We start from the raw sequence: 20,349 nt of genomic DNA, 5'->3' as shown, positions 1-20,349 counted from the left end.
CTGTACCATTACTGGGCATTCTGCTTCGTAATATACCCCTCATCATCGATCACCGCCTCCGGAGAGATGCTTCTCATGTAATTGATGATCCGCTCCTTCTCCGCTCCTTCTGCCTTCGCCACGCGGCAATTCGACTGCTTCGCCGGAATAAACCGCAGGGATTCCAACCCCTCATCTCCGATCACCGCCTCCACGAGGCAGGAATCGAGCGTCTTTGAGTTGAAGAGATAGTTCCCGAGACTGTACACCACCGGGACATCTCCCTGGTAGCCAATGGGCTGCAGCACATGGGGATGGTCTCCAATGATCAGGTCCGCTCCTGCCGCCGCGATCTGGGGCGCCTGCTCCTGCTGCCAGTGATCCAGCTTATCGGTTCCTTCTGTCCCCCAGTGGATGTATACAATGACGAAATCACTGTCCGCCTTCGCCGCGGAGATCACCTCCAGAAGTTTATCGATCTCCAGGCACCGGAATACCCCCGGAGTTGTCTCCGTTGCCCCTTTGGTGTCCGGCGGAAGTGTCCGCTCGATCTGGGTTGCGGAGACGAAGGTGATCTTCCTTCCGTTTGCGATAAAGGATACCGGTTTCACCGCTTCATCCAGGTTTCGTCCCGCTCCCACATAGGGCATTCCGATGGCTTCCAGGGTGTCCAGGGTGTCTGTCAGGGACACTTCGCCGTAATCATAGGCGTGGTTGTTCGCCAGGGACACGAGATCCGCTCCCATGTCAAAGAGCCAGGACGCGTACTTCGGATCCGCACGGAACGTAAATTTCTTTCCCGCCGTGGGCGCTCCGCCCGTCGTATACGGAAATTCGTTGTTTACCATAAAGATATCGGCGCTCCGCATGATGGATAAGAGATCCGCGGAAATTCCACCCTCGATCCCCTGCCCCCTCTTTAAGAGGGATGCCATGATCGCGTAATGGGAGTCGAACAGGATATCTCCCGCAAAGACGATCCGCGTTTTTCCCGTCTCCGCTGTCTCTTTCACGTAGATCTTGTTCGCCGCCATGACTTCCGGGTCCTTTAAGAGGTCCGCGTAAGGATCCGCGGATCCTGTCTCCGCCTCGGAAGATTCCGTCTCATTCTGCTGCAGGACAACATGAGGTTTTTCACCGCCTGTTTTGCTGTCCACGCTCTCCTGTGTAGTATCACTATCCTCCGCAGGCTCAGCCGTTTTCGTCTCCTGACTTACCTCAACCGCAGCCGTCGTCCGCACGGTCCCCGATGCCACACTGCTGCATCCGCCAAGCAGAACGACCGCCAACAGGACCGCTCCGCAAATTACCGCTATTTTTCTTCTCATCATACACTCCCATAAGCAGAATTCCTTTAAATTCCACCATTTTCCCTTTTGTTTTTTCTCCCTAAAGCTTACCAGATTTTTTCCTGTTCCGCAACATTACTATATAGAGAAAAAGGCGGCAAAGCCGCCCATTCGCAGCTCCACCGCCTTTATCCATCCTTTTATCGTAACTATTCAGTACCTTCATAGTTACACGCAAAAATCCATTCCAGATCAGCTTCGCTGATGGGATTTTTGCCCTCCAGCCTATGTTTTCTTACGGTCAGCGCAGCAAGTGCGCAGACCTACTGAACAGTTACCTTTTATCCTAACTTTTATCCTTTACTGCTTCTCAGCCTTTCACCGCAAGACTACCAGCTGTGATCGCCTTTCCAGACTTTCTGTCAAACAGAAGAATGTCCGTTCCCGCGATATCAACACCTGTCTCTTCGCCAAGTTTAAAAGTAACACCGCCGAAGATAACGCCTGTCAGCAGGTACTTTCCGATCCTGAGCTTCACGGTAGATTCCATGCCGGTCGGCATCGCACCGTAGATCGTGGATGCGATGGATCCGTCCTTTGAGAGTTTCAGCGTCTCCGGACGGATCGCCAGAACGAAGTCCTCGTTGGTGATCTCCGGCTCTTCCTCCACCGCATAGTCAGACTCGTCGACCTTCGCGATATGGTACTTGAATACCTCATCCTTATTGCTCTTCTCAACGGCCTTCTTATCCTTTAGCATCTCAATCCTCTGAGCTTCCAGATCAGCCGCGTCTTTATCTCTCTTTGCGAACCATGCCGCCATATCGATAGGCTCGTTCGGTCGGAATGTCGCTTCGAGATCATCCAGAATCTTAAATCTGAAACTTCCATCAGCCTGTTCTTTTCCCTTCGCCTCCACAAAGTTGATGGACGGATTTCCGACGAAGTCCGCTACGAAAAGGTTTGCCGGCCTGTTATATACATCAAGCGGAGCATCATACTGCTGAAGCACACCGTTGTTGATCAGACAGATCTTTGTCGCCAGTGTCATGGCCTCCATCTGGTCATGGGTGACATACACAAAGGTACTTCCCGTCTCAACATGAAGTCTCTGCAGCTCATATCTCATCTCGAGACGGAGCTTCGCATCAAGGTTTGACAGCGGCTCATCCATGAAGAGAACTGCCGGTTCCGGTGCCAAGGTTCTCGCGATGGCAACACGCTGCTGCTGACCGCCGGAGAGCTCTGCCGGGTAACGGTTCATGAACATGCCGATCTTGACGATCCGGGAAACTCTGCGGACGGATTTATCGATCTCTTCCTTCGTGAGTTTTCTGTCTTCTGTCAGAACTTTTCCACCGGACACAACGGCATACTCCTCATTTAAGGACTGCCCCTTTGACTCGTAGGATTTTTTGATCCCGTCAAGCTTCTTTGTCAGCTCCTCCAACTTCGCCTTTGCGGCTGTGTCCGGATCTGCCGCGTCCTGAATCCCGTATCCGTAGAGGATCTTCGCGGTATAAATAGAGAGGATGAATGCGTCGATAAATTTCAGATAGACTTTATCCGTGTCGAGCTTACCTCTCTTATCGCGGCACTCTTCCACTAACTCTTTAATCTTCTTTCCGCTCTTCAGCGCCCGGATCAGCTCCCCCGTCGTCATGGCATCAAAATCGTATTTCGGAAGTTCTTCCTTGATATTGCTTAAACCAAAAGAAATATTCTGGTAAACGGTCATGTTCGGCCACAGCGCGTAGTTCTGGAACAGGAATCCGACCTTACGCTTATTGGCCGGAATGTTGATTCCCGCCTCGCTGTCAAACACAACCTTATCTCCGATCTTGATCTGACCGGTGGTCGGTGTCTCGAGCCCCGCGATCATGCGGAGGATCGTTGTTTTTCCGCATCCGGACGGTCCGAGCAGTGTGATAAAGGAGTTATCCGCGATGTCAAGATCCAGATGATCGACTCCGAAGAATTTTCCCCAGCGTTTTGTTATATTTCTCAATGTGATTTCCGGCATATTAATTTCCTCCTATTCCATCGTCAAGGCTTGCACCTGTCAGCTTATTGACTAACGTATTGAAGATCAGGATCGTAACGATCAGGATCAGGTTGATCGCGCTCGAGAACGCGTACAGACCCATTTCATCGAAATAGTCCAGCGTCGTCGAGAGGATGAAGCCCTGCGTACATAAGAGCAGGAACAGTGACAGTTCACGGAGACATGTCATAAACGGAAGCATGTATCCACTGATGATCGCGGATTTCTGGATCGGAATAATGATCCGGAACATTCTCTTCGTCCATGGAATGTCCTGTATGATCGCCGCTTCCTCGATCTCATTGCTGATCTGCAGCATGGAGTTTAACGCACTCCGGCTCGCAAACGGAATGTACTTGATCGTACCTGCGATGATCAGCAGCGTATATGTATTGAAGAGGTTGATCTTCTCGTTGGAGAACAGGATGAAGAATGCAGCACCGACAGCGATGGAGGGCATCAGATACGGAAGGAAGGCCACGCCGTTTACATAGCTTGCCCAACGGCTTCTGCGGTTCTTCGCGACCGCGTATCCGATCAGGGTACCGATGGTACCTGCGATCAGCGCACAGCAGACAGCAACTAAAAGTGTACCGGCGAACGCATGCCAGATCGTACTGTTATAGAGGATACCGTGCTGTCCGTACATACCGTTCTCGGTGATATTCTCTTTCGTGATCCACCATTTCGTGGTCAGGTTGCTTAAGTCTTTCGTGTAGAGGAAGCTGTAGTCGCCCGGGTTCGGGAGGAACGTCTCAAGGGCGAAGGAAAAGATCGGGAAGATACTTGTGAAGAAGGTCAGAATGATCATCACAACTGCAATCGCGTATTTTCCGACTTTTCCAAGGTTCATCTTCGATAACTGACCGGATTTGCCGGTGACGGTCGTATAGTTCTTCCGGCTCTTTAAGCTCACCTGATTCATCGTGAGGATCGCCACACCGAAGATCATCATGATGATGGCTAAAATACTCGCCTCACCGGTGTACTTGGAGTTTAAGGAAATGTACTTCGTGGAAAGGGTGGTAAGTCCAAGATAATGCGGTACCGGGTAGCTTCCCATGGCGCTTCCGAATACGAGAAGGATCGTCGAGAGGATCGCCGGTTTTACCATCGGAAGCGTAATGCGAAACATCGTCTTCCATTTCGGTGTATCGAGGATCGTTGCCGCTTCTTCCAGATTTGCGTCCATATTCCGGAAAATTCCGCCGATCAGGATGTAAGCGAATGGCGCGTAGTGAAGTCCCAGAACCACAGAGCTCGGGAATAATCCCAGACACCACCATTTCGGCATGCAGATGCCGGTAAGGGATGCAAGGAGTCCGTTGGATGTACCAACGACTGCGTTGCTGTTAAATACGTTCTGCCATACAACCGCTAACGTCCACTGCGGCATGATGTACGGGAAAATAAAGATGGAGCTTAAATACTTTTTGAATTTCAGGTTCGTTCTTGTTACCAGAAACGCAAAGGTTCCGCCGTAGAGGATAGAGATCGTACAGGTAAAGACTGCTAAGAGGATCGTATTCCACAACGGCTTCCAGAGGTTTGTCTTCGCCAGACGGCTTGTAAAGAGGTCCACATAGTTGATCAGCGTGTAACCGGACGCCTTTCCGGCGAGATGGGCGTCAATGGTTCCCGGATGGATCGTGATCGTATCTTTTACGATGGCGATGATCGGCGCAACAGTGGAGAACGTCAGTACGATGCCGAACAGGAGAAGGATGATGTTCTGCGGTTTTGAAAAATATGTTTTTACACGATTGTATCTGTTCACAGAATTGTCCGCTCCTTTCATTTAAAACATGGATGCCGTTTTTCTCTCACGGCAGATGCCATATGTAACATGAGGGCGCCGCACACATGTACGGCACCCTCGAACTATCTTGTTTCATGCAACTGTTCAATAGGTCTGCGCATTCACTGCGCGGACCGTAAGAACGCGTCGCGCAGTAGGCAAAAATCCCATTGACGAAGTCAATTTGGAATGGATTTTTGCATGTAACTGTGAAGGCACTGAACGGTTACAGGTTCATTTACTTTGCAGAGTCGCTGTACTTCGTGAGAAGCTCGATCCAGCTGCCGACTGTAAAGGAAACAGATGCACAGTAGTCCGGATCTTCCAGAACTAATTCGCCGTCTGTTGTCCACCAGTCATATCCACGGTCGTCCTTGCACGGGAACTGGTCTTCGCCGGCCTCGTTGTAGCCGCCCTTGCTGTGCTGGTAAGTTTCCTCGATCGCTGCTGCAACTTCCGGGTTAGCGGAGTAGCCGCCCATATCTTTGCCCCATGCGGAGAAGCCGTCCTCTGTACATGTCATGTACTGGATGAATGCGCATGCGGTCCACGGAAGCGGGCTGTTGTTTGTAACGAAGAGATAATGGCAGTAACCGTAACCACCGATGCCTTTGTAGCCATCCTGATAAGCGGCAACCTTAATGTTATTTAAGGAAACGCCTGCGGACTCTTCTACGGAACGAAGTTTGGAATAAACTAATAATCCGGCCTGGTCTGTTGCGGAATCCGTTACAAGTGTGTTGCAGATCGGGCCATCGTCTGTCTGCTCATTGTAGTTCTCAACCCAGAGCTTGATCCATGCGAGGGCATATGCGCCGTTCTCACCAAGTCCAAGATCCTCAGCATCTGTTGCCATCTCGTCGATAACCGGTTTGAAGTATGCCTTCTTTGTGTCATCGAGAGCATCGTAAGCATCTTTTAACCATCCGGCATACTTATCTTCTGTCAGCATATATAAGAAGTTTTTGCCGACGATCTCGGAATCGATATCCATATATAACGGGTGAACGCCCTCTGCCACGAAATCCCAGCAGTTCTTATATTCAGCGCTTCCTGTGCTGTTATACATAAATACTTTGTTTAATGTCTGTAATGGAAGGAATCCTTTATATGCGTCCGGTGTTGTTCCGTTTGCCTCTGCCCACTCTTTCGGGATGTAGGTCTTTAAGATTCCCGGCTGAACCATCTTTGACTCGATCTGGTTGCCATCCTGGATCAGGGTCATCGCGAAGGTTCCTTCTGTCTTTAAGGAGTCTGCGGTCAGCTGCTCAAAGATCTTGTTGTTCTTCGGCTGCTGCCACTCATATTCCATTTTGTAGGACGGATCGATGGACTGCAGGTATTCGATGAATAACGGCAGCGCGCTCTTTCCGCGGCTGGAGTTACCAACACCATAGAAGGTCTTTCCGTTGGACTCTTCGATAGCTTTCTTCGCTAATTCTTCCATGGACATTCCTTCTGCTTCCTTGATGATCTTTTCTACATCAGAAAGATTGGAATCGTCTGTGGACGCAGCTTCTGTTGCCGCCTCGCTTGCCGCCGCTGTGGTCTCACCGCCGGCTGCTGCTGTCGTAGCTGTCGTTCCGCCACCGCCACATCCCGCGAGGGACATCGCTGCCATGGAAACTGCAAGTGCCAATGACAAAGTACGTTTTCTCATAAAACTTTTCCTCCTTCATTTACTGGGTCATCTTGTTTCTCTCACGACTCATTTTATACTTTTATTATACCGGCGCGCAGAAATTTTTAACAGTGGACAAAACTGCGATAGTTTGTGGAATCCTGTGAATCTGTATAATTTTGTTCCATATTTCTGATATTTTTGTGCAGTTTCGACATATGTTTTTCTATGGCAGAATTGGAAGCACAGGCATTTTGCTGTATATTTATTTGAGCATCATTCGTCCGCACACATTTTTCCCCATCATGCTGATCTGCAGGATCCCGTCAGTTCCGGACACCGGAGTTCAAAGTCGTCCATGTCTTTCTTATAACTGGTCGCGTACTTATTGGTATAGCTTATTTATAAATATTAGCACAACTTTTATATATTTTATCAAAAGCCTGTAAAATTCTTTATGCGATCCTATTTCCAAAACATTTATTTTTTCTTATGTAAATATTGTGCAAATTGAACATTGACAGAAACCGCCATTTAATGGTAACTTTACTGTAAGTTCGCTCAGCGTTTTTATGATACGACAAACGCTGCATAAGAAAATATAATGAAGAGGTGTAGACATGCAGGAATTAAAACCGATCAAAGAAGGAAAAGTACGTGAGATCTACGACAATGGTGACAGCCTTATCATGGTTGCTACCGACCGTATCAGCTGTTTCGACGTGATCCTTCACAATGAGGTTACCTCCAAAGGTGCTGTTCTGACCCAGATGTCCAAATTCTGGTTTGACCTGACAAAAGATATTGTTCCGAACCATATGATCTCCGTCGACACAAAGGATATGCCGGAGTTCTTCCAGCAGAAAAAATTTGAGGGCAAAACCATGATGTGCCGCAAATTACATATGCTCCCGATCGAGTGCATCGTCCGCGGTTATATCACGGGAAGCGGCTGGGCAAGCTACAAGGAAAACGGTACCGTCTGCGGAATCCGTCTTCCGGAAGGTTTAAAGGAATCCGACAAGCTCCCGGAGCCGATCTACACCCCGTCCACAAAAGCTGAGATCGGTGACCACGACGAGAATATCTCCTTCGAGCAGAGCATTGATCATCTCGAGAAATATTTCCCGGGAAAGGGCCGTGAATATGCAGAGCTCCTTCGCGACACAACGATCGCTTTATATAAGAAATGTGCAGAATATGCACTTACCAGAGGCATCATCATTGCTGATACAAAATTCGAATTCGGTCTCGATGACGAGGGCAATCTCGTGATCGGCGACGAGATGCTCACACCGGACAGCTCCCGCTTCTGGCCGGCAAAAGGTTATGAGCCGGGCCACGGTCAGCCGTCCTTCGACAAACAGTTCGCCCGCGACTGGCTCACTTCCCATCCGGGCAACGACTGGACACTTCCGCAGGAGATCGTCGATAAGACCATCGCGAAATATCTGGAAGCATATGAGATGATCACCGGGAAAAAATTAGAGGCATAACCCCCACAAACCTCCGCCTCTGAGTTTTTCCATTTAGTTCCTCATTTTTACGGAAAAAGCGTCCGGAATCCATTCCTATGGATCCGGACGCTTTTTTCTGTTGTTCTTTCTTCACCTGCCTGAGGGACACTGCCGTTTTCGGGTCCCTGTGATCTTCTTATTTTAAAATATCCTGTCTGCAGATATGGCGGATCTTTTCCGCGTCAAGTCCCCGGATCACTTCCACAGCAAGATCTGCTGCCGCTTCAAGGTCGGACTTCGCGCAGAAATTATAATGGGTATGAACATACCGGCTCGGGACGCCGAGAACCAGGACCGGAACCGCCTTTGCTGTCAGGCTGATCTTTCCCGCGTTCGTACTTCCGCCGCGGCGGACCGTCTCCTGAAATGGGATTCCGAATTTCTTCGCAAGCTCCTCCGCATACTCGATAAACACCGGATTTGAAATATAGCTCTTGTCCATCCTGCGGATCTGGACACCGCCCCGCATATGCCCCTGAGTCTGGGCTGCACTGAAATAGAAATCATCCGACGGGGAGCCCTCAAAGACAATCGCCAGGTCCGGACGGACAATCTGGGATGTGACTGTGGCACCTCTTGTTCCAACTTCCTCCTGAGCCGCAAACGCTCCGGTCACCCGTACCGCCAGCTGATCCTTCTCCCCGCACAGACGGGTCATGGTGTCGATAATGCATGCACAGCCTGCACGGTTATCAAACGCTTTTCCAAAGCAGAGGTCACGTTCCTCATCGTAGGAAAATGAAACTTCCGGGACTGCCGGATCTCCAATGGAAATACCGAATACTTCTGTCACTTCTTTCCTGCTCACTGCGCCGACATCCACGCTCAGCGTCTCAATACTCAGCGACTGGGAGGCCCGCTCTGCCTCAGTCATAAAATGGATCGGCTTGGACGAAATAATTCCCCGTACAAGTTTCCCGCTTCTGGTCCGGATCATTACTGTGTGTGCCGGAAGGTTCGTGAGGATCACTCCACCGAGCATGAGGATCTCCAGGCTTCCGTTTTCTCTGATGCTCTGTACCATAAATCCACATTCATCTGTATGGGCATCCAGCATCACGACCGGTTTCTCCGGATCCTCACCGGGCATACGCGCATAAAGGTTATTCATCGCGTCATTTTCCAGCTCCAGACCTTTGCAGTACTTCGCAACCGTGCGGATTACATCCTCCTCAAATCCGCTCGGTCCAAACGCATCGCAGATCTCCCCAAACATCTTTACATTCATACTGATTCCTCCTATATTTTCATTTTAATTCTTACCTTTTTCCATTGATGGCCTCCAACGGCTTGTTTTTTCAGGATCCAGATTATTTTTCCTGTATCTCCGATGGAGCAACACCCGCAATTTTTTTAAATGTGTTAGAAAAATACGCAATATCTTTATATCCGACTTTTTCTGCCACTTCGTACACCTTGTTTCGGTGGTCCGAAAGCAATTCCACTGCCTTTTTCATCCGGTACCGTGTGAGCCACCCCATCACCGTATATCCTGTCTCTTTCTTGAAACAGTGGCTCAGGTGGCCTTCGCTGATCCCCACCGCACCTGCGATCTTCGCCACATTGATCGTACTTTCCCCGTAATGAGATGCCATATAAAGCACCGCGTCCCGGACATATCCGGTAAGGCCCGCGGTATTCTCATCGAATGGCAGACAGAGCCGGATCACCGCGGCATTGATCTCTGGTCCGTCACCTTCCAAAGCTCCCGGATATTGCTCCTTTACCGGTGCCTTATCCAGGACAGATCTGCTCAGACCGGTATCTCTTTGCTTCCCCCGATCTGTCTCGATCCGCTCTTTCGCCCTGAGGATCGCGTTCTCCAGCTCCCCGTCCTCGAACGGCTTTAGCAGATAATCAAATGCATAAAGCTTCAACGCCTCTCTGGCGTAGGAAAACTCGCTGTACGCGGTCAGAAAGATCACCTGTACCGGATTTTTCTCTTCCCGAAGCTTCTTTAACATCTCAAGACCGTTCATCTTAGGCATCCGGATATCGCAGATCATCAGGTCCGGATTCTTTTCATGGACCAGTTCCAGCGCGTCTGACCCGTTTTCCGCCTCACCGACGACCTCACATCCCAGCGAGGCCCAGTCCGTCTCACCGACAATGCCCATCCGGACGAACCGCTCATCATCTACAACGATCACCTTGATCATAACAGCTCCCCCCTTCCCTTTTTCCATTCCCCATCGGTCATCAGGATCTGTTTTTCACACCTGGATCAGGCTCTCCGGAGCCATTCACCGGTATTCTTATCGTTACCTTTGTTCCGCCTGCAGCCAGCCGCTCTGCCCTGAGACCGTAGTCTTTTCCATAATGAAGCCGGATGATCGTATCCACATTGTAAAAGCCGATATGGCCATTCTTCTGTTCCTTGTCCCGGTTTCCGAGCCGTCGGATCACTTCATCGCTGATCCCGCATCCGTCATCTGAAATCTCGATCACAAGCTCCTTCCTTTCCAGATATGCCCTGACAAAAATATGCCCCTCATCCGCATCCGCCAGCCCATGGATCACCGCATTTTCCACAATGGGCTGAACGATGAGCTTTGGAACCAGGATCTCCTCCGTCTCAGGAGCGATCTCATAGCGGAAATCAAACTTTCCGTTAAACCGGATCTTCTGGATCTTTGCATAACTTTCCACCAGTGTCATCTCTTCCTGCAGCGTGATAAACTGGGCGCTTGAAATACTGGTCCTTAAGATCTTCGCAAGCTTTGCCGCCAGCGTCGCGATCTCCGGAATATGGTTCGCCTTCGCCACCCACTTCATCGTATCAAGGGTATTGTAGAGAAAATGCGGATTTAGCTGGGACTGCATCATGGCGATCTGGGTCTCGTTCAGCTCCTTTTCGCGCCGAACCCGCTCCTCCATGTAGGAGGAGATCCTCTTTGTCATGATATTAAAATTTTCCGCCAGCTCCCCAAACTCGTCCTGACGTTCCATGTCCACATGGGTATCCAGATTTCCCTCCTGAACCTCATCCATGGCATCATGAAGTACATGGATCGGCTTGGAAAGAAAGGAGCTGATCCCGATCGCGACACCAACACTTAAAAGAAAGCTTCCCGCGGCCATGAAAAGAAGAACTGTATACATGGATCTCGTGGTATCACTTGTAAAAACATGGGGACGGATCAGAACGCTGTAAAGCCCTGTATCCCCTAACTTTGAGACGTAGATACTGTTGTTGTTCCAAATCTCCGTCAGAGGTTCCCCCTGTAAAAAACGGTTTCTCAGAACATCTCCGACCGTCTCCCCCGATGCCGTGCCTACGCTGTACACAGTCTCCAGAAATCCATTGAGGATACAGATTCCGTCCTGACCGCTGTATGTACCGGAGAGCGCCTTCGCGAAATGCTCCGCCGTCATTGTGGCCACAAAATATCCGGAACATTCCTCTGAATTTCCGGTCACCGCTCTGGCAAACCGCAGGACCTCATCACCGCCAATCTCCAGATCACTCCGGATGATCAGGTCATTCGGATGGGCATGGGCCTCTCTCAGGATCCCCCAGTATACCGGCAGCGTCTGTCCGTAGGTACGGTTTCCTGTAGAATACAGGCAGGATCCGCCCGCATTGTAGAGATGAAATCCCGCCATCTCACGACATGCAGCGGTCGCCCCGTACAGACTGCGATACACTTCATTCTTCTTTCCAAAGCTTTCTTTTTTCAGCGCCTCGGCGACCAGCGGATCCGTACACAGTTCCTCCGCTGCGTCATGGTAAGCGTCAAACAGCGTCATCAGCTGCTGCTCTACCGCACCGGCAAGCTCCATATCCTTTTTCTCAAAATCTCTTCCGACCTTCACCTTAAACATCTGAATCAGAAACACACAGCACACGATCAGTGGAAGAACAGACACAGCGAGAAAACTCACAAGAAGCTCACGCCGGAAAGATCTCTGGATAAAGTTCTTCATGATCCACCTCCGTTTCCTGCCATGAGCGCCGCCCATCTTTCCAAAATGGATTTCTGGTTTTTTACTGCCCATCCAAGATCGAAGTCCATGATCGATCCCTCTTCCTTCTGATCCGGGGTAATATCATCGCGGACCGTCCGTCTGTAAAGCTTCTCGACAGCCAGTCTCTGGACATCAGGACTCACGATAAAATCCACAAAAAGCTTCGCGTTTTCTTCATGCTCTGTCCCCCTGATCACCGCGCATCCGTCTGCCACCGCGCTGGTTCCCTCCCGTGGATAGACGATCGAGATCGCCGCGCCGCGGTCGATATACTTTTTCGCAGTTTCCTCCAAAGTCAGACCAACCAGATATGTTCCCTCTGACACCTCATCGAGCACGGCGCCAGATCCTGCCGCCATCCGGCGGCCGAGCACTCTGGCAAACTGTTCCAGGACCTCGTTTTCACGCATCGGCAGGACCTGGATCATCGTCTCCAACATCGTGCAGCTGCTGCCGGATCTTCCCGGATCCGCAAAGGACACCTTTCCGTCCCAGTTCCCGTCAAACAGATCCTCAAATCCCCGCGGGGCGGAAGCCGCGTCCACCAGCTTATTGTTGTAGATCAGAACAATGGGAAGCTCCGTAAACGGAGTCCAGACATGATCCTCAGTCCGGTATATACTCTCGATATGATCGCTCTGGGTACTCTCGTATGACACGAAGCAGTCCTTAAAGACCTCATAGCTCTCCACACCTCCGCCGAACATCACGTCACAGGATCCCTTTTCCCCCTCTTCCCGGATCCGCTCCAGAAGCTCCGTCGTTCCCCCGGGAACCACTTCCACCCAGATTCCGGTCCGCTCCTCAAACTCCTTTATGATCGGCGCATAGACCTCCTGCTTGTGGGAAGTATACACCGTAAGCCTCTTCTCCTCACTCACCTTCTCCGGTCCCTGTCCGCTGCTCTCCCCTGCGCCACAGCCCGCCGCACTCATCGCTGCAACTGCAATTCCAAGGAACACCGCCCATAAGTTTCTCTTTCCCTTCACTCCCCCGAAATCCCCCTTTTGATTCCGTTCAGATTTTATTTATCCCTTTCATATCAGTTCTACTATTCGCTCTTTTCCACCCATTTTATCATATTTCTTATACAAAAGCCACAAAAAATAGCACTGTTGCTCTATAAAAAGAAACTCCCTTTTCGGAAAAGTGTTCCTACTGTATATAAACTCATTTTTATACGTTTTCCACGATTTTTATTTATTTTTCCATAATGGGGAGTTCGTTTTACTTAATGATTATACGCAATTCGTGAAATTGAAATTTTTGAAAGGCTACTTCACTTAGATGGTGAGGTAGCCTTTTACTTATCTATAGTCTTTGCTATATAATTCTCTTGCTAAATCATACATTTCAATCTGTTTGACAACTTCTTTCAGCTGACTTTCAGACAAACTATTTATGAAATCTAATTGCTCTTGTTTGGTTTTTCTATTTTCAAATCGACAGTCGCACTTATTTGAAATTTTATGCATTCTGCTTGCCAAAAAGCCTTTATCATTTTCTGATATGTTATTTGCTTCATATACTTCAATCATTTTATCAAGCATTTGCATATCGTATGATGTTATATTCAACTCATCAGGTCTGCTTGATTCACAGTATCCCAAAACAACATATCTAAAATCATCAAATTTACCATCTGTATAACGATACAAAAAGTTATGCCAATTCCAAATTCTTTTAAATACTTCTTAGGTCAGTTTACAAGGAACTACACGCAGACCACGAAACGGGGGCTGCTGACAACAAATAAAGGCTGAATATCAAGCACCGGGGAAGTGCGAGACATTCAGCCTGTTTTGTTGTCTGGGGTTTCCAAAGGGGCTTACCCCTTGGCACACGACTTTGCTTGCAAAGTGTAGTGTGTTATACGCTCTGTCGGCGTTGCTACGAAAATGCGGTTGCCACCGGGGAGGGCAAGGGCATTTGAAACGGCAGGAAAACAGGGCTGTGATTGCGTGACGTGGCGCCGCAAGTGCAGGACTGGTTTCATCAGCAGACAGGGCGTATATGAAAGCCCCGTCCCTCGTCCTATGCCGGACTATGGGACAAAGTGTCCCAGTCGGATAGCCACACCCACGAAAAAGCGGACGGACTTTCTTCTCAAAATCGGAATGGGCGGGAAAGCCATTTTAGGGCTTTCCCGCCTTGATTGCCCATTAGCAAAGGCGGGCGAGGCTGTCAACGGCGGCGCATTTATGCGCCGTTCATCTTGACCGTTGACTGACACGCTGGCTTTGCTATCCGTTCCTAATCTGTATGTAATCAATATAATTTACGAGGAAGATTTCCAAATAGACTGTCTAATTCTTCATGGGTCATTGCTCTAATAAGTGCCCAATTATCTTTTTTCATAAGAATAAATGGTTCAAGTCGTTTTATGGCTTCGTGGTATTCCATTTGCCCGATAATTCCACCTTGTGGATTTGTAAGGCTAACCATTGTAATAATCCATTCGCTAATTGTCTTGCCCTCTATTGCCCACTGCTCCTCCGGCACGATGGGGAAAAGAGAATCGGTATCTTCTGTAAGCGCAAGCCCTATCAAAAGTGTACCATCTTCCTTTTCGTAACACTTAGGATTAGCTTGATATGCTTCTTGTAAAAGTTTTTCAATATCCGGCTTTGTTAGCTTACTATTTGTCTGCGAGTTCTTTTTCATAAAGAAATTCATGTTTTTGATTTCCTCCGTTCTGTAATTTCATATTTATTACTTTCTCCCCCGCTGTGGGTTTGGATTTTTCAGCAAGTCCGATTTCTGTGCAATCTTTTTCAGCCACTTCTTTTCTTCCTCGGACAGCTTTTTCAAATTCAGCTTGAGCCGCTTACAGATAAACACCAAAGCCGCTTGCTCCGGGTCGCTGTCTGGACTGGCAGTTTCCTCGGCGGTCTGCAAGAAATCTTCCAGCGGGTGTCCTCCGGAACGCTGAAAAAATCGTCCTTATGGGCTTCCCGCAGGTCGAGGGCTATCTTGTTTATGTCCTGCTGTATCACATAGCGGCAAAAGCTGTCATCATCAATATGAGCGGCGATAAGCTGTCTTAGCTGCGGGTCAGTCAAGCCGGGATTGTGCTGCTTCATAATGGCTGCGCTCATAATATCCACAATGGCATTTGCGCTCTGTACCTGCTTGACTGCCGTTCCGTTCACATAGAGTTCAAGGTCAGCCATGAGCCGGGGAAAATCAGGGTGCGCCGCCAGCTCACACAAGAGGGAATTATCCACCAGCCCGCTTTTCAACAGGTCAATCATATCATCACTCAAACACAGGTCTGCAAGATCGGCGTTTGGGTGATTTTTTGTTTGAGAACGCCCCAGCAGATAATCGGCGGTCACGCCGTAAAACTTCGCCAGCTTGATAATGGCATAGTGGCTGATGTCCTTGAAGTCCTTTGCTTCATAACTGCCCAGCGCAGACTTGGAGAGATTTACCTGTTCTTCAAGCTGCTCCAGCGTCAGTCCACGCTCCACGCGCAGGTCTTTCAATCGCTCTTGTATAGATAGTTCCATGCGCTCCCTCCTTGCCTACTCGGTAAATGGGAATAGCTAAATCTTCTGATAAACAATAGTAATATCTCCATCCACAAAACCAACACCAACACCTGAGTAAGTCCTCATTTGTTCGGCGTATTTTCCAACTTCAATATATTTTTGAATTTTTCCTATCGCTTCTTGCAAAACATCTTCCCATGTTGTGTCCTGTACCCATGATAGCGTATTGTCCCTTGTGTCAAATACTTCATCACAAGCCCAATCAGGATCTTCAACATCGAAGCTGGCGCTTCCTATCATTTCGATAGACCACTGATTGGTTTCATCTTCATACAGATTGAATGCTATGCCGACTACTTCATTTGGAATTGTATTTTCAAATATGCTGTCTATCCACTTTTCAATATTGTTCATAATCATAAGCCTCCTGCAAACTCATGTTTGCTAATTAGTCTTCATCATCCCAATAACCATCTTCAGATATTAACCCTTTGATAAAATCCTCAAAATTATCCGCCAGAACAATAATTTGATAATCCATTTCTTGGTCAACATACGAAACCTTAGGTTCGCCCTGTGGTCCACACTCTCTGTAATCTAGGAAAATCATCTCATGTCCAGCTGATGGGCAATCGCAAATAGCAACACCTATATCTGGATACCCCCATTCTTCTTCCATGAATTTTGTTCCAAGATTACCACAAATAGTGCAATCTTTTTCTCTACCGATACCATAAATTCCCTGAATAGCAATATGATCATCAGCCCAGCTGGTAGGTTTCTTTGTTGGAAATGCAGTATTTCTTGGTTCACCGCCATTATGTTGCTTCATTAACCATATATAAGATTCGGGCAGTTTATATCCTAATTCTTCCTCAAGTTCAGCAATAAGCTCATCTGATGGTGTTGATTCCATATAGTCATCCCAATCATGAACCTCATCTTCAGTCCAAAAATCCGTAAAGTCAAATCCTTTAAACATTTTTATTATTTTCCTTCTCATTTTTATCTTCCAAAATGCCGATTTTCTCAATTCTCCAAACTTGAATTGACTGAGCTGATAGTTACCGTTTTCTAACACTCCATTCATCATCTTGAGCTTTTCTTTCAGCATAGTAACCGCAAGGCATATCCTTTAGAATACCAACAGAATTATCTAAGTCGAATACTGATTTTAAGGATACTAACTTTGCTTCGTCTGTTTCATGTGCTTTTCCACATAGAAATTGCCACATTCCATCATCTTCATCATGTGATACATACAAAATAGGTTCTCCATTCTCTAATATGTGGCAACAGGTTATTGTAGCTGTATTTGGTGCGTCATAAAATGGGAATTTCATATTTAACACTCCTTTCAAATTCTCGTTTTCCATTCGCTTTCTTCCATTCTATCACAATTCCGAGAGCGTGGAAATAGAGAGCTTTCCGAGCTGATTTCCGACCTTATGGATATACGGGGCGGGCGGTCTTTTAGGTGTAGACTTATGGTAGTTCATCGATGAGCTGCACCTTGAAAAATGAATAACCGTCCGAAAAGGAATACCCTGGCAGGGGAAGCACCGCAACGAGCCACTTCGGGACAAAATGTCCCGAAGTCCGGGGAGCGTGCCAACGCCGGAAATCCTTTCGGGGAGAACGGCTGAGGAAAAATGGAGGGAACACATGAGAGAAAACCCATATAAACGACTGCCGCCCATAGAGCGCAAGCCGGACGGCTCCCTTTACCGTATGACACCGGCACAGAGGAAACAGGCAAACGCCTTAATCCGCCGGGAGTGCTGCAACTATGAGGACGGGAACTGTATGCCCCTTGACGACGGGGACGCCCACACCTGCCCCCAGACCATTTCTTTCTCGGTCTGCTGTAAGTGGTTCCGCTGGTCGGTTTTGCCGCAAGTCGGAACGCTGGAAGCGGAGATTTTCCGGGATAAGGAGCTAAAACGCTGTGCGGTCTGCGGCAGAGTGTTCGTCCCAAAGTCCAACCGGGCGAAATACTGCCCCGACTGTGCCGCCAGAGTTCACAGGCGGCAGAAAACAGAAAGTGAACGGAAAAGGAGGTCTTGTGTGGACAGTTAGGGGCTGAAAAGTCCTTGATTTACAAGGCTTCGCAAGCACAGAACAGGGGCAGGCAATAGAAACTACCGTCTGCCCCCGGAAACGGGCTTCTAACCGTCCACAAAACACGATATGACAAACACCATTTATATCCATCAGCCGGGAAAGGCGGTCAGCTTTACCCGGCTTCCGAATTTCCTTTTTGAAGCCCACACATTCACGCCACTGTCCAACGAAGCAAAGGTTCTGTACGCCTTTATCCTGCGCCGGACAGACCTATCCTGAAAAAACGGCTGGGCGGACGAATATGGGCGGATTTACCTCTACTATCCCATCAACGAGGTAGTGGAGCTGCTCCACTGCGGGCGGCAGAAGGCGGTCAACACCCTGCGGGAGCTGCAATATGCCGGATTGGTAGAGATTCAGAAGCAGGGCTGTGGAAAACCCAACCGCATTTACCCAAAATCCTACGAAGCGGTTCCAAACACCGACTTCAAGAAATCCGGTTATGGAACGCGGTCGGACTGAAAACCGCACTCCACAAGTACGATAATCAATCCTCTTGAAGTACGAAAACCGGACGGTATATAGAAATACAGAGATTAAAACGATTTTATTTATATCTTATCCATTCCTATCCTATCTGAGATATTTTCTGCGGGATTTTCCTGTGGAAAAGTCACGGAATGGAAGGGCATGGGGAAAGGAGTTTCATGGCACAACACGCTATTTTGCGATTTGAAAAGCACAAGGGCAATCCGGCAAGACCGCTGGAAGCCCATCACGAACGGCAAAAGGAACAGTATGCCAGCAATCCCGACATTGACACCAGCCGGAGCAAGTACAACTTCCATATCGTCAAGCCGGAGGGACGGTATTACCACTTCATTCAAAGCCGCATTGAACAGGCAGGCTGCCGGACACGCAGGGACAGCACCCGGTTTGTGGATACGCTGATTACCGCCAGTCCGGAATTTTTTAAGAAGAAGTCCCCAAAGGAGATACAGGAATTTTTCCAGAGGGCGGCTGATTTCTTAATTGGGCGGGTAGGGAAAGAAAACATCGTGTCGGCGGTGGTACACATGGACGAGAAAACGCCCCACCTGTATTTGGTCTTTGTCCCGCTGACAGAGGACAACCGCCTGTGTGCAAAGGAGATTATTGGGAACAGAGCCAACCTCACAAAATGGCAGGACGATTTTCACGCCTATATGGTGGAGAAATATCCCGACTTGGAGCGTGGAGAAAGTGCCAGCAAGACAGGCAGGAAGCATATCCCCACCCGTCTGTTCAAGCAGGCGGTCAATCTCTCCAAACAGGCAAGAGCCATTGAAGCCACGCTGGGCGATATTACCCCGTTCAACGCCGGAAAGAAGAAAGAGGAAGCCCTCTCCCTGCTGAAAAAGTGGTTTCCGCAGATGGAGAACTTCTCCGGTCAGCTCAAAAAATACAAGGTCACGATAAGCGACCTTTTGGCAGAAAATGAACAGTTGGAAGCCAAAGCCAAAGCCAGCGAAAAAGGCAAGATGAAAGATACGATGGAACGGGCAAAGCTGGAAAGCGAGCTGAAAGACATTCAGCGGCTGGTAGACCGTATCCCGCCGGAGGTGCTGGCAGAACTGAAACGGCAGCAGCGGCACACAAGGGAACGGTGATTGATGACAGAAAACATTTCACGCCGCAGCATGGCGGCACTGCACTTTGAAAATTAAATACGGAGGTACTATGGAGCATATCAGATACAAGAAAGAAACCGAAGTCGTGACTTTTCAGGGAAAGGAAATCACGCTGGAAAATCTCTCTCCGGTGTTCACGCCGGAGCAGGAAGCGGCAAAACGCCGGGAGCTGGAACAGCAGCTTTATGAGGTGTTCCGCAAGTATGCCGACAAACGGCAGAGTGAGGAAGCCGGGGCATAAGGTTTTCCGAAGCCATCATTGATTTGCGGGGCTGCTGGCGGTATAATAAAACTGTCAGCAGCTCCGTTTCTTTTTTAAGAAAAGGAGCGACAATATGAATAATCGAATAGACGCAATCTATGCAAGACAATCGGTGGACAAAAAGGACAGCATTTCCATTGAAAGCCAGATTGAATTTTGCAAATACGAGTTGAAAGGCGGTAACTGCAAGGAATACACAGACAAAGGGTACAGCGGCAAGAACACAGACCGTCCGAAGTTTCAAGAACTGGTGCGGGACATCAAGCGGGGCTTGATTGCAAAGGTCGTGGTTTACAAGCTCGACCGTATCAGCCGTTCCATTCTGGACTTTGCCAATATGATGGAGCTGTTCCAACAGTACAATGTAGAGTTTGTGTCCTCTACGGAAAAGTTTGATACCTCCACCCCGATGGGGCGGGCGATGCTGAATATCTGTATCGTGTTCGCCCAGCTTGAGAGGGAAACCATACAGAAGCGGGTAACGGACGCTTACTATTCCCGCAGCCAGCGAGGCTTCAAGATGGGTGGGAAAGCCCCTTACGGCTTTCATACAGAGCCGATTAAGATGGACGGTATCAATACAAAAAAGCTGGTGGTAAATCCAGACGAAGCGGCAAATATCCGGCTGATGTTTGAGATGTA

At 48.7% G+C, this 20,349-nt stretch carries 19 protein-coding genes and 2 pseudogenes; 6 read left to right on the top strand and 15 right to left on the bottom strand.

Annotated elements, in window-relative coordinates; translation table 11 throughout:
• Positions 1-8: 8 nt before the first annotated feature.
• The 4 genes from DXA87_RS09145 to DXA87_RS09130 form a co-directional block, all read right to left on the bottom strand.
• A complete protein-coding gene (locus tag DXA87_RS09145) occupies positions 9-1,310 on the bottom strand; it encodes a CapA family protein (RefSeq protein WP_242998029.1) in 1,302 nt (433 codons plus the stop codon).
• Between the two features lie 328 nt (positions 1,311-1,638).
• Complete coding sequence (locus DXA87_RS09140; RefSeq protein WP_117504018.1) at positions 1,639-3,291, bottom strand: ABC transporter ATP-binding protein; 1,653 nt, start codon at positions 3,289-3,291, stop codon at positions 1,639-1,641.
• A 1-nt stretch (position 3,292) separates the two neighbouring features.
• Positions 3,293-5,110: an iron ABC transporter permease gene (locus DXA87_RS09135; RefSeq protein ID WP_117469425.1), complete on the bottom strand. Its 1,818-nt coding sequence runs from the start codon at positions 5,108-5,110 to the stop codon at positions 3,293-3,295.
• Between the two features lie 238 nt (positions 5,111-5,348).
• Positions 5,349-6,770 (bottom strand): hypothetical protein, encoded by a 1,422-nt coding sequence (locus DXA87_RS09130; protein ID WP_015554216.1) that lies wholly within the window; start codon positions 6,768-6,770, stop codon positions 5,349-5,351.
• A 581-nt stretch (positions 6,771-7,351) separates the two neighbouring features.
• Here DXA87_RS09130 and DXA87_RS09125 point away from each other — a divergent pair.
• Complete coding sequence (locus DXA87_RS09125) at positions 7,352-8,227, top strand: phosphoribosylaminoimidazolesuccinocarboxamide synthase (RefSeq protein ID WP_117469423.1); 876 nt, start codon at positions 7,352-7,354, stop codon at positions 8,225-8,227.
• Between the two features lie 157 nt (positions 8,228-8,384).
• On the opposite strand, the gene DXA87_RS09120 is transcribed toward DXA87_RS09125, so the two are convergent.
• From DXA87_RS09120 to DXA87_RS09075, 11 genes and pseudogenes are all read right to left on the bottom strand, one after another.
• The gene (locus DXA87_RS09120) at positions 8,385-9,476 is read right to left on the bottom strand and encodes a M20/M25/M40 family metallo-hydrolase (RefSeq protein WP_117504016.1); all 1,092 of its coding nucleotides are present in this window, start codon (positions 9,474-9,476) and stop codon (positions 8,385-8,387) included.
• Between the two features lie 82 nt (positions 9,477-9,558).
• Entirely contained in the window at positions 9,559-10,407 is an 849-nt protein-coding gene (locus DXA87_RS09115; RefSeq protein WP_117504014.1) for a response regulator, read from the bottom strand.
• Between the two features lie 40 nt (positions 10,408-10,447).
• Complete coding sequence (locus DXA87_RS09110) at positions 10,448-12,175, bottom strand: sensor histidine kinase (RefSeq protein WP_117504012.1); 1,728 nt, start codon at positions 12,173-12,175, stop codon at positions 10,448-10,450.
• Positions 12,172-13,206: an ABC transporter substrate-binding protein gene (locus DXA87_RS09105; protein WP_117504010.1), complete on the bottom strand. Its 1,035-nt coding sequence runs from the start codon at positions 13,204-13,206 to the stop codon at positions 12,172-12,174. The genes DXA87_RS09110 and DXA87_RS09105 overlap by 4 nt, the downstream gene beginning before the upstream one ends.
• 318 nt (positions 13,207-13,524) lie before the next feature.
• Positions 13,525-13,875, bottom strand: coding sequence for a hypothetical protein (locus DXA87_RS09100; RefSeq protein WP_147326523.1), 351 nt, complete (start codon positions 13,873-13,875; stop codon positions 13,525-13,527).
• A gap of 610 nt (positions 13,876-14,485) precedes the next feature.
• Complete coding sequence (locus DXA87_RS09095; RefSeq protein ID WP_117504006.1) at positions 14,486-14,893, bottom strand: hypothetical protein; 408 nt, start codon at positions 14,891-14,893, stop codon at positions 14,486-14,488.
• Positions 14,856-14,999 (bottom strand): hypothetical protein, encoded by a 144-nt coding sequence (locus DXA87_RS18145; RefSeq protein ID WP_199537920.1) that lies wholly within the window; start codon positions 14,997-14,999, stop codon positions 14,856-14,858. The genes DXA87_RS09095 and DXA87_RS18145 overlap by 38 nt, the downstream gene beginning before the upstream one ends.
• A pseudogene (locus DXA87_RS09090) lies at positions 14,930-15,729 on the bottom strand (helix-turn-helix transcriptional regulator). The gene DXA87_RS18145 and the pseudogene DXA87_RS09090 overlap by 70 nt, the downstream one beginning before the upstream one ends.
• Positions 15,730-15,765: 36 nt before the next feature.
• Positions 15,766-16,125 (bottom strand): hypothetical protein, encoded by a 360-nt coding sequence (locus tag DXA87_RS09085; protein ID WP_117504005.1) that lies wholly within the window; start codon positions 16,123-16,125, stop codon positions 15,766-15,768.
• Positions 16,126-16,159: 34 nt separating this feature from the next.
• Entirely contained in the window at positions 16,160-16,804 is a 645-nt protein-coding gene (locus tag DXA87_RS09080) for an SMI1/KNR4 family protein (protein WP_343221153.1), read from the bottom strand.
• A complete protein-coding gene (locus tag DXA87_RS09075) occupies positions 16,776-17,087 on the bottom strand; it encodes a hypothetical protein (RefSeq protein ID WP_242998028.1) in 312 nt (103 codons plus the stop codon). Before DXA87_RS09075 ends, DXA87_RS09080 begins: the two co-directional genes overlap by 29 nt.
• A gap of 289 nt (positions 17,088-17,376) precedes the next feature.
• Here DXA87_RS09075 and DXA87_RS09070 point away from each other — a divergent pair, with 289 nt between their 5' ends.
• The 5 genes and pseudogenes from DXA87_RS09070 to DXA87_RS09045 all read left to right on the top strand — a co-directional run.
• On the top strand, positions 17,377-17,790 hold the full coding sequence (locus DXA87_RS09070; protein ID WP_117504003.1) for a cysteine-rich VLP domain-containing protein: 414 nt from the start codon (positions 17,377-17,379) through the stop codon (positions 17,788-17,790).
• Between the two features lie 111 nt (positions 17,791-17,901).
• Positions 17,902-18,297: pseudogene (locus DXA87_RS09065) on the top strand (replication initiator protein A).
• Between the two features lie 185 nt (positions 18,298-18,482).
• Positions 18,483-19,424 carry a MobV family relaxase gene (mobV, locus tag DXA87_RS09055; RefSeq protein ID WP_117503995.1) on the top strand — a complete coding sequence of 314 codons (942 nt, stop codon included), beginning with the start codon at positions 18,483-18,485 and terminating at the stop codon, positions 19,422-19,424.
• Positions 19,425-19,494: 70 nt separating this feature from the next.
• The gene (locus DXA87_RS09050) at positions 19,495-19,686 is read left to right on the top strand and encodes a hypothetical protein (protein WP_002566025.1); all 192 of its coding nucleotides are present in this window, start codon (positions 19,495-19,497) and stop codon (positions 19,684-19,686) included.
• Positions 19,687-19,780: 94 nt separating this feature from the next.
• The coding region (locus tag DXA87_RS09045; RefSeq protein ID WP_147326522.1) for a recombinase family protein at positions 19,781-20,349 on the top strand (569 nt) is incomplete at its 3' end.

This window comes from Desulfotomaculum sp. OF05-3, assembly GCF_003435535.1.
GTDB classification, from domain to species: domain Bacteria; phylum Bacillota; class Clostridia; order Lachnospirales; family Lachnospiraceae; genus Pilosibacter; species Pilosibacter fragilis.
Note: the sequence above shows the minus strand (reverse complement) of the source record. Positions and strands in the feature narration are given on the sequence as shown.

Bases quoted from the DNA above. Each gene is read 5' to 3' on its own strand.
- DXA87_RS09135 (WP_117469425.1), bottom strand. From the start codon at position 5,110: ATGAAAGGAGCGGACAATTCTGTGAACAGATACAATCGTGTAAAAACA.
- mobV (WP_117503995.1), top strand. From the start codon at position 18,483: ATGGCACAACACGCTATTTTGCGATTTGAAAAGCACAAGGGCAATCCG.
- DXA87_RS09145 (WP_242998029.1), bottom strand. From the start codon at position 1,310: ATGATGAGAAGAAAAATAGCGGTAATTTGCGGAGCGGTCCTGTTGGCG.
- DXA87_RS09120 (WP_117504016.1), bottom strand. From the start codon at position 9,476: ATGAATGTAAAGATGTTTGGGGAGATCTGCGATGCGTTTGGACCGAGC.
- DXA87_RS09095 (WP_117504006.1), bottom strand. From the start codon at position 14,893: ATGAATTTCTTTATGAAAAAGAACTCGCAGACAAATAGTAAGCTAACA.
- DXA87_RS09080 (WP_343221153.1), bottom strand. From the start codon at position 16,804: ATGATGAATGGAGTGTTAGAAAACGGTAACTATCAGCTCAGTCAATTC.
- DXA87_RS09110 (WP_117504012.1), bottom strand. From the start codon at position 12,175: ATGAAGAACTTTATCCAGAGATCTTTCCGGCGTGAGCTTCTTGTGAGT.
- DXA87_RS09115 (WP_117504014.1), bottom strand. From the start codon at position 10,407: ATGATCAAGGTGATCGTTGTAGATGATGAGCGGTTCGTCCGGATGGGC.
- DXA87_RS09050 (WP_002566025.1), top strand. From the start codon at position 19,495: ATGGAGCATATCAGATACAAGAAAGAAACCGAAGTCGTGACTTTTCAG.
- DXA87_RS09070 (WP_117504003.1), top strand. From the start codon at position 17,377: ATGAGAGAAAACCCATATAAACGACTGCCGCCCATAGAGCGCAAGCCG.
- DXA87_RS09125 (WP_117469423.1), top strand. From the start codon at position 7,352: ATGCAGGAATTAAAACCGATCAAAGAAGGAAAAGTACGTGAGATCTAC.
- DXA87_RS09075 (WP_242998028.1), bottom strand. From the start codon at position 17,087: ATGGAAAACGAGAATTTGAAAGGAGTGTTAAATATGAAATTCCCATTT.
- DXA87_RS09130 (WP_015554216.1), bottom strand. From the start codon at position 6,770: ATGAGAAAACGTACTTTGTCATTGGCACTTGCAGTTTCCATGGCAGCG.
- DXA87_RS09085 (WP_117504005.1), bottom strand. From the start codon at position 16,125: ATGAACAATATTGAAAAGTGGATAGACAGCATATTTGAAAATACAATT.
- DXA87_RS09140 (WP_117504018.1), bottom strand. From the start codon at position 3,291: ATGCCGGAAATCACATTGAGAAATATAACAAAACGCTGGGGAAAATTC.